Below are 8,545 nucleotides of genomic sequence, written 5' to 3' on the forward strand. Positions count from 1 at the left end.
CGGAACAGGAACAAGTACGGGGAAGGCAGGGGGAGTTCAGGACAAGGACCCGTAGAGGCCGGGGCGACGGTCCGTCAGATAGGGGTTGGCCGCACGGGAGCCGGCCAGGAACCCGGGGTCGAGGTCGGCCAGGAGGAGATCCTCGCCGCGTCCCGCGCGGGTGCGCGCGACTCCGTCGGGTCCGGCCAGCGCGGAGAGGCCGAAGAACTCGAACTCCCCTTCCTGACCGATGCGGTTGACGTACGCCACGTACATCTGGTTCTCCCAGGCCCGCACCGGGACGAGGGACTCGGCGACGAACTCGAACGGGTGCATGTTCGCCGTCGGGACGAGGAGCAGGTCGGTGCCGGCCAGCGCATGGGCGCGGACGGGCTCCGGGAACTCGACGTCGTAGCAGATCATCAGGCCGACGGTCAGGCCGGCCAACTCGGCCTGGACCACCGGCTGTTCGCCCGGTGCGAAGTGGGCGCGCTCGAAGTCGCCGAAGAGGTGTGTCTTGCGGTAGTTGGCGAGGCGGGTGCCGTCGGCGGAGATGAGCTGGGCCGAGTTGTACACGGACCCGCCGTCGCGTTCGGGGTAGCCGTAGGCGATGGCGAGTCCGTGGCGGCCAGCGATCTCGGCGACGGTGTCGGCGGAGTCGCCGTCGGCGGGCTCGGCGAGGCGGTCGACGGCGTCGCCGATCGCGTACCCGGTGAGGAACATCTCCGGCGCGGCCAGCAGCCCGGCACCGCCGGCCGCGGCGCGGCCCGCTGCCTCGTCGAGGACCTTGAGGTTCTCGACGACGGAGCCGGGGCGGCCGGAGCTCTGGAGCAGGGCGGTGCGCATGCGTGGTCCTCACCGGTACGAAAAGGTCGAAGAGCCACCTATCGGGGCCCACCTAGACGGTACGGCCGGGGGCCGGGCCGGACAAGAAGGAGCTGTTGCGCGCCCGTGAGCTGTTCGTTGCGTGCGGGACGGGCGGGACGGCGATTCGTTGCGCGCCCGGTGCGTGCGGCCGTCTCCGGTGCGGGGAACCGGCCGTCCGGCCCCGGGCGTAGGTTTCCGCCCATGAATCCTGACCTGGCCGACCGGCTCGCGCCCTTCCGCGCGGAGGCACTGGGGCGCGGTATACCGCCCGAGGACGTCGAGCGGTGGATCGCCCTGGCCCGTCCGTCCGCGACCCTCGTGACCGGCGGGGACGGGCCGGTCGTCGGCCGGTTCGGCGGGCCGCTCATGCTGCCCGCCGACGCGCCCGACCCCTGGTTCCCGCTGCTCGCCACCCTCGACTGCGCGGCCCTCCCCGAGGAGACGACCGGCCTCCGGCTGCCGCCCGACGGCCGCCTGCTGCCCTTCGGCTTCCCCGAGATGACGTACTACGGCGGCACGGCCGGCGAGGTCATGCACATCCCTGAGGGAACACCCGTCGAGGAGCGGAACACGAGGTGTCCCCACGTCTTCGGCGAGGAGCGCGACGGCTTCGACGCCACCGACGCGCTCGCCCTCCACGAGCAGTTCCCGCGGGAGGAACTGCGGCTGGCACCCGACGTCTCCCTGCCGCACCACTTCCTGGCCCCGTCCCCGGAGCCCGGCGGGGAGACGATCACGCTTCCCGGCCATCCCCGCGCCTGGGACCTGGCCGAGGTCTGGCACGAGACCTGCGGCGGCATCGTCGTGGACGGGCCCCTGCGCATCGGCGGGTACGCCTTCCACGAGTGCACGGAGACGGACCCGGTCGCGGACGCCGCGGCGGACGCGGAGGAGGCACGCCGGCACCGGGGCGACAGCGCGGAACTGCCCGCCCCCGGCGAGTGGACCCTCCTGGCCCAGTGGGACATCGGCCTCACCGGCCGTGAGGGCTCCACCCTGCACTGGGTCGTCCCGCGCCAGGACCTCGCCGAGCACCGCTTCGACCGCGCACACGCGTCGTTCTTCTGGAACCCCTGAACCCTCTGAGTTCAGCGTCCCGAAGCGGCGCGGGGCACCGCGAACACCGTGAGGACGGCCGCGTGGTCGGACGGCCAGCAGTTGCCGGCCACATCCGGCCACGGGGCGGGCGTGCCGACCACGACGGTCCGGGAGTCCAGCACGGTCAGTCCCCGGTACAGGACGTAGTCGATCCGGTCCTGCGGCTCGGCACGCCCGCTGCCGTCCTCGTGCACCGGATGGATCGGCGACCAGGTGTGCCCGGGCTCGGCGACCGGGTCCGGATGAACCTCCCGGTAGGAGTCCCGCAGCCCAGCGTCCGCCGCCGCCCTGGTCACCGGCCAGTCCACATCCGGCCGGTCGAGATGCGAGGGGCAGTTGAAGTCACCGACCAGCACGACGGGCACCGCGTCGTCGCCCGCCTCCGCGATCCGCCCGAGCGCGTCCCGCATCTGGGCGAGCCGAACGCCCTCGTGGGCGATCAGCTCCGCGGCCGGGAGCCCGTCGAACGCCGACTCGTAGGGGCCGTAGGGCGTGTAGTGGAGGTGGCAGGTCCACAGGTCGACCTCGCGGCCCTCCGCCACGGCGATCCGGACGCCGGCCGCGCCGTAGAAGCCGACGTCCGGGTCGCCGAAGCGGGCGGTGATGGGGTGGCGGCTGATGACGCCGAGGTTCTCGCCCGCCCGGTGGTGGTGCCAGCCGAGCGCCTCGGCGAGTTCCTCCGCCGCCGTGCCGCCGGTCTCCTGGAGGCCGACCACGTCCGCGCCGGTCTCCGCGATGACCTTCAGCTGCTTGGTGCGGTGGTCGTCGACCTTGCTGCCGCCGAGCCAGAGATTCCAGCTCAGCACCCGCAGCTCGTGCGGCGGCCGGTGCGTCACCATCGCGCGCAGCGCGGCCGGGGTGATCCCGACGAGACTGTCCCGTACGGTCCGGCCGGGCGCCGTGTCGATCGGGGCGAGCGAGGGCACCGCGAGGACCGCGCAGCCGGCCGCCTCGGCGGAGCTGACACCGGTCTGGGTGTCCTCCACGGCCACGCAGGCCGCCGGGTCGACGCCGAGGGCACGGCAGGCGGCGAGGTAGGGGTCGGGGGCGGGCTTGGTGGGCCCGGTGTCGTCGGCGGTGACGGAGACCGCGAACCGGCTCGCGCCGAGGGCGTCGAGGACGGTGTCGGCGACCGCGCGCGGGGAGGCGGTGACGAGCGCCGTGGGGACGCCGTCACGGGCGAGGGCGTCGAGCAGGTCGAGCGCGCCGGGGCGGGGCACGATGCCGGTGCGGACGCGGGTGGCGAACTCCCGGTGCAGCAGGGCCGCGAGGTCCGCCGCCGGGGTGCCCGTGGCCCGGGCGAGCCAGTCGGCCGTGTGCTCGACGGGGCGGCCGAGCACCTCCGGCTGGTCCGCGTCCGTCAGGGCCCTGCCCGCGACCTGCTCCACCGCCTCCCACCACAGCCGCTCGGTGTCGACGAGCGTTCCGTCCATGTCGAACAGGACGGCCTGGAGCGGGAGTTGGGTGTGGGGGGTCACGTTTCTCTCTTTCACTACGGGCACGTGGGCCCTGTGTCTCGGGCCCTACGGGTTGATGCGGTCCGCCACGAGTACCGGCCGCTCGGGCAGCGACACGCGTACGGCGGCTCCGGCGCCCAGGGCGGTCGCCTCGTGCGTGGGCAGGTCGGCCTTGACCTCGGTGTCGTCGCCGAGCCGTACGGTGACGCGAACGACCGCGCCTAGGAAGGCGGTTGCGACGACTCGCGCGTCGCCGGTCTCGTCGGCGCGGACGTCGATCGCCTCGGGACGTACCAGCACGTCGACCTCGGGTCCGGCCGGTGCCGCGCCGTCGACCGGGAGCCGCTGGCCGAGGACTTCGACCGTACCGTCGGTGAGCCGGCCCGGGAGGCGGCTCATCGTGCCGACGAACTCGGCGACGAACGGGGTCGCCGGGCGGCCGTACAACTCGGCCGGGGCGGCGCACTGTTCGAGCCGTCCGGCGCGCATGACGGCGACCCGGTCGGCTATGGACAGGGCCTCTTCCTGATCGTGTGTCACGAAGAGGGTGGTGATGCCGAGTTCCTGCTGGAGGCGGCGGATCTCCTCGCGCAGGGACAGCCGGACCTTGGCGTCGAGCGCCGACAGCGGTTCGTCCAGGAGCAGCACGCGCGGGCGCAGGGCGAGCGCGCGGGCCAGGGCGACGCGCTGCTGCTGGCCGCCGGAGAGCTGGTGCGGGAAGCGCTCGCCCTTGTCGCCGAGCCCGACGAGGTCGAGCAACTCGGCCGCGCGGGACCGCCGTTCGGCTGTGCGGACCTTGCGCATACGCAGGCCGAAGGCGACGTTGTCGAGCGCGTTGAGATGCGGGAAGAGGCTGTACGACTGGAAGACCATCCCGGCGTCGCGGCGGTGCGCGGGCACGTCGGTGACGTCCTTGCCGTCGACCAGTACCTCGCCGGAGGTGGGGTGTTCGAAGCCGGCGAGCATGCGCAGGGCGGTGGTCTTGCCGCAGCCGGACGGGCCGAGCAGGGCCAGGAACTCGCCGGGGCGGACGGTCAGGTCGAGTCCGTCGAGGGCGACCGTGGGGCCGAACTCCCGGCGCAGGCTCCGGAATTCGACGGTGGCGGCCTGGTCCGTGGTGGTCTTCTCAAGCGTGGTGGCGGTCATGGTTCATCCCCGGGACGAAGCGGTTTTGTCGCGCCCGCCGACACCGGCGAGCGTGAGGAGGAGTGCCCAGGTGACGACCAGGCTGAGCACGGAGACGGCGACGGAGAGCTGGGCGTTGGACCCGCCGACGCTGTAGATCCACACGGCGAAGGGCTGGAAGCCGAGCAGTTGGGCCACGGTGAACTCGCCCAGCACCAGAGCCAGCGTGAGGAAGGAGGCGTTGAGCAGCGCGCCGCGCAGATTGGGCAGCACGGTCCGCACGAGGGCCTGCGGCCAGTTCGCGCCGCAGCTGCGGGCGGCCTCGACGAGGGTCTTCACGTCGATGGCGCGGAGCCCCGAGTCCAGCGCCCGGTAGACGAACGGCAGCGCCATCACGACGTAGGCGAGGACCAGGATGAACGGGAAGTCCGGGTTCTGGATGGCGACGAAGGTCTGGAAGAGCGGGGTGCGCGAGAGGTAGTCGGGGCCCCACTTCAGGACGGTGGCGATGCCGGCGACGAACGCGATCGGCGGCACCACCAGCGGCAGCGAGCAGATCACCTCGACGACCGGGCGCAGCCGGGGCGCGCCGAGCCGCAGCGCGACCATGGCCGGGACCATCAGGAGCAGTACGACGGCGATGGTGGCGGCGGCGAGCTCCAGCGAGAGCACCAGGCTGGAGGTGAAGCCCGCGGTGGAGATGATCTTGGTGTAGGCGTCGAAGGTGACGCCCTCGCCGGGCACGTCGACGGTGAAGACCACGGACGCGGCGAGCGGGACCAGGAAGTACAGGGCGGCGAGGCCGAGGACGACCCACCGCCAGAGGTTCAGGCGTCCAGCCATCGCGCGCTCCGTCGTTGCAGGGGCAGATACACGGCCATGACCACACCCGCGACCAGGACCATGTCGAGGCTGAGGGCGAGGGCCACGTTCTCCTGGCCGACCAGCACGTTGCCGGAGATGGCGTCGGCGATCTGGAGGGTGACCAGCGGGATCGAACTGCCCACCATGGCCGCGGCGGTGGCGTACGCGGCGAACGCGCTGCCGAAGAGGAGGACGAACCCGCCGAGCAGCGAGGGCAGCAGCACCGGCAGGGCGACGTGCCGCCAGTACTGCACGCCGGTGGCGCCGTTGTTCGCGGCGGCCTCGCGCCACTGGGTGCGCAGGCCCTCCAGGGCGGGGGTGATGGTGAGGACCATCAGCGGGATGAGGAAGTACAGGTAGACGAGGACCAGGCCGGAGAAGCTGTAGAGGTCCCAGCCCTTGTCCTTGAGGCCCAAGTGGGTCGTCAGCACACCGGCGTTGCCGAGGGTGGCGACGAACGCGAAGGCGAGGGGGACACCGCCGAAGTTGGCGAGGACGCCGGAGGCGGTGAGGACGGCCTCGCGCAGCGCGCGGAAGCGGGAGGTGACGACGACCTGCGCGAGCGGCAGCCCGAGCAGGGTGCCCAGCGCGGCCGAGAGCGCGGACAGCTTGACGCTGCCGACCAGCGCGGTGAGGTAGGCGCCCTTCAGCGACTCGGTGAGGTTGGCGGTGCTGTACGAAGTGGCGCCCGTCGCCTGGTTCTTGACGGTGAAGGCGCCGTTCAGCATCGCGACGGCGGGCACCCCGAAGGCGACCGCGACGAACACGAGCAGCGGGACCACGGCGATCCAGCCGGGAACGCGGCGCCGCCGCTTCGGGGAAGCGGCGGCGCCGACGTCGGCCCGCGTGAGCGTGGCCGTCATCCGGAGACGGCCTTCGCCCAGCCGGACGCGATGACGGTCTTGGCCTTGCTCTGCTGGGCCTCGGTCGGGAAGGACGGCGTGCCGGAGACCTGGGGGAGCTTGGCGGCGGCGGCCTTGTCGAGCGTGCCGGCCGACTCCATGGTGGTCATCAGCGCCGGACGCGCGTACCCCTTGAGCCACAGGTTCTGGCCCTCGGTGCTGTACAGGTACTCCTGCCACAGGCGGGCGGCCGCCGGGTGCGGGGCGTCCTTGTTGATGGCCTGCGAGTAGTACTGCGCGTACTGGCCGTCGCTCGGGATGGCGACCTTCCAGTCGACGCCCTTGGACTTGAACTCGTCGGCGTAACCGGCGTTGAGGTAGTCCCAGTCGATGGAGATGGGCGTCTCGCCCTTCTCGACGGTGGCCGGGGTGGACTCGACGGGCGTGTAGTTGCCGTTCTTCTTCAGCTTGGCGAAGAAGTCCAGGCCGGGCTGGATGTCGTCGAAGGAGCCCTTGTTGGCGAGCGCCGCCGCGTAGACGCCGCCGAAGGCCGAACCGGACTTGGTGGGGTTGCCGTTGAGGGCGACCTGGCCCTTGTACTGCGGCTTCAGCAGGTCCGCGAAGGTGGTCGGGCAGACCTTCACGCGCTTGGCGTCGCAGCCGATGGAGATGTAGCCGCCGTAGTCGTTGAACCACTGGCCCTTCGGGTCCTTCTGGCCCTCGGGGATCTGGTCGAACGAGGCGACCTTGTACGGCGCGAGCAGACCCTGCTGGGCGGCGCTCAGCGCGAAGGAGGAGCCGAGGTCGAGGACATCGGGCGCCCGGTCCTGGCCCTTGCGGGAGGTCACGGCGTTGATCTCGTCCTGGCTGGAGCCGTCCGGGTTCTCGTCCGTGATCTTGATGCCGTACTTCTTGGTGAAGCCGTCGATGATGGCGCCGTAGTTCGCCCAGTCGCGGGGCACCGCGATGATGTGCAGCGTCCCCTCCTTCTTGGCGGCCTTGACCAGGGCGTCCATGCCGCCGAGGTCGGCGGCGGAGGTGGCGGTGGCGGCGTTCTTGCCGTCGGAGGTGGACGACGCGTTGTCGGGAGCGGCTCCGCAGGCGCTCAGGGCGAGCGCGGCGACGACGGCGAGGGAGCCGCCCAGGACGGCGTTTCTCGGCGGGGACACGGTCACGGTCTCTCCAGGGGTGCGCACGAGGGTGTGAGCGGAACGTAGGGACGAACGAAGGAAAGCAGCGAACTTGCCGACAGAACTTGTCTGAACAAGTTGGCCTCAGTACGCCCGGCGATGGTGTCTTGTTCGTAAACATTGGCGAAACCGTGACCCTTGATTCCCTGCACACTCCTGGCTGACACGGATCACCGGGGGAACTGGACTACGCTGCTCACGCTGTGCACAGCTGTCGACTCAGAGGGGAAGCATGACGGCGCGACACGAGGAGATCGCCGACGAGCTGCGGAAAGCCATCGACCGCGAGGAGTACACAGTCGGCAGCCTGCTGCCCGCGGAGACGGAGCTCGCCGCGCAGTACGGCGTCTCACGCGGCACGGTGCGCCAGGCCGTCGCGGCCCTCACCGCGGAGGGGCTGATCGGCTCCCGTCAGGGCGCCCGCCGGGTGGTGCTGGCGAGCCGGCGCAGCCAGAGTTTCGCGGAACTGCGCAGCTTCGCCGAATGGGCCCGCGCGATGGAGCGCGAGGCGACCGGGCACGTGGTCGCGCAGGAGTACCGGCCGGCCACCGCCGAGGACGCCGTACGCCTCCAACTCGCCGCCGGGACACCGGTGTTGCACGTCCTGCGGGTCCGCGGCCTGGACGGCGAGCCGGTCCTCCTGGAGCGGACGGTGTACGCCGACTGGATCTCCCCCGCCGTCGAGGCGATCGAGCCGGAGTGCCCGTCGGTGACCCAACGCCTGTACGACGACACGGGGTTGGTCTTCGCCTACGGCGAGCACGTCATCGACGCGGTCGCGGCGGGCGCCCAGGACGCGGACCTGCTGGGCATCCGCAGGACCAGCCCGCTGCTCCGGGTCCGCCGGGTCACAACCACCCGCGAGGGGCGTCCGGTCGAGTGGTCGGACGACCGTTACCGGTCGGACGCGGTGAGCTTCAGCGTGCACAACTCGATAGGGAACAACGCGCTGGCCCGGAAGACGGCGGAGTAGCCCGCGCCGCGGCCAGGGCCTGTCCGGCGGATCCGGCGGATCAGGTCGCGGGACACGGCCTAGTAGTGCTTCGTTAGGTTCTGGTTCTGCTGGTGGTGAGGGGGCGGCCGCAGGTGGTGCAGGTGCCGGTCCAGCACATCAGCAGGTTTT

General features: G+C 71.7%; 8 protein-coding genes. 2 read left to right on the forward strand and 6 right to left on the reverse strand.

Annotated elements, in window-relative coordinates:
* Positions 1 to 36: 36 nt before the first annotated feature.
* Entirely contained in the window at positions 37 to 825 is a 789-nt protein-coding gene (locus tag ACIPTO_RS41980) for a carbon-nitrogen hydrolase family protein (protein ID WP_401200925.1), read from the reverse strand.
* Positions 826 to 1,047: 222 nt separating this feature from the next.
* Between ACIPTO_RS41980 and ACIPTO_RS41985 the strand changes: the two genes are divergently transcribed.
* A complete protein-coding gene (locus ACIPTO_RS41985) occupies positions 1,048 to 1,923 on the forward strand; it encodes a DUF1963 domain-containing protein (RefSeq protein ID WP_401200928.1) in 876 nt (291 codons plus the stop codon).
* Between the two features lie 11 nt (positions 1,924 to 1,934).
* Here the strand turns inward: ACIPTO_RS41985 and ACIPTO_RS41990 are convergent, their stop codons facing one another.
* From ACIPTO_RS41990 to ACIPTO_RS42010, 5 genes are read right to left on the reverse strand one after another with little or no spacing between them, the layout of a single operon-like run.
* Positions 1,935 to 3,422, reverse strand: a complete 1,488-nt coding sequence (locus ACIPTO_RS41990; RefSeq protein WP_401200931.1) for an HAD-IA family hydrolase — start codon at positions 3,420 to 3,422, stop codon at positions 1,935 to 1,937.
* 45 nt (positions 3,423 to 3,467) lie between these two features.
* Positions 3,468 to 4,547, reverse strand: a complete 1,080-nt coding sequence (locus ACIPTO_RS41995) for an ABC transporter ATP-binding protein (RefSeq protein WP_366323221.1) — start codon at positions 4,545 to 4,547, stop codon at positions 3,468 to 3,470.
* Positions 4,548 to 4,550: 3 nt separating this feature from the next.
* Positions 4,551 to 5,369: an ABC transporter permease subunit gene (locus tag ACIPTO_RS42000; protein WP_366323220.1), complete on the reverse strand. Its 819-nt coding sequence runs from the start codon at positions 5,367 to 5,369 to the stop codon at positions 4,551 to 4,553.
* On the reverse strand, positions 5,354 to 6,253 hold the full coding sequence (locus tag ACIPTO_RS42005) for an ABC transporter permease subunit (RefSeq protein ID WP_366323218.1): 900 nt from the start codon (positions 6,251 to 6,253) through the stop codon (positions 5,354 to 5,356). The genes ACIPTO_RS42000 and ACIPTO_RS42005 overlap by 16 nt, the downstream gene beginning before the upstream one ends.
* Entirely contained in the window at positions 6,250 to 7,407 is a 1,158-nt protein-coding gene (locus tag ACIPTO_RS42010) for an extracellular solute-binding protein (RefSeq protein WP_366323216.1), read from the reverse strand. Before ACIPTO_RS42010 ends, ACIPTO_RS42005 begins: the two co-directional genes overlap by 4 nt.
* Before the next feature lie 247 nt (positions 7,408 to 7,654).
* Between ACIPTO_RS42010 and ACIPTO_RS42015 the strand changes: the two genes are divergently transcribed.
* Positions 7,655 to 8,395 (forward strand): GntR family transcriptional regulator, encoded by a 741-nt coding sequence (locus ACIPTO_RS42015; RefSeq protein WP_366323214.1) that lies wholly within the window; start codon positions 7,655 to 7,657, stop codon positions 8,393 to 8,395.
* Positions 8,396 to 8,545 lie beyond the last annotated feature (150 nt).

Origin of the sequence: Streptomyces sp. NPDC090083 (assembly GCF_044747445.1) — a bacterium.
In the GTDB taxonomy this organism is placed as follows: domain Bacteria; phylum Actinomycetota; class Actinomycetes; order Streptomycetales; family Streptomycetaceae; genus Streptomyces.

Bases quoted from the DNA above. Each gene is read 5' to 3' on its own strand.
- ACIPTO_RS41980 (WP_401200925.1), bottom strand. From the start codon at position 825: ATGCGCACCGCCCTGCTCCAGAGCTCCGGCCGCCCCGGCTCCGTCGTC.
- ACIPTO_RS41985 (WP_401200928.1), top strand. From the start codon at position 1,048: ATGAATCCTGACCTGGCCGACCGGCTCGCGCCCTTCCGCGCGGAGGCA.
- ACIPTO_RS41995 (WP_366323221.1), bottom strand. From the start codon at position 4,547: ATGACCGCCACCACGCTTGAGAAGACCACCACGGACCAGGCCGCCACC.
- ACIPTO_RS42000 (WP_366323220.1), bottom strand. From the start codon at position 5,369: ATGGCTGGACGCCTGAACCTCTGGCGGTGGGTCGTCCTCGGCCTCGCC.
- ACIPTO_RS42005 (WP_366323218.1), bottom strand. From the start codon at position 6,253: ATGACGGCCACGCTCACGCGGGCCGACGTCGGCGCCGCCGCTTCCCCG.
- ACIPTO_RS42015 (WP_366323214.1), top strand. From the start codon at position 7,655: ATGACGGCGCGACACGAGGAGATCGCCGACGAGCTGCGGAAAGCCATC.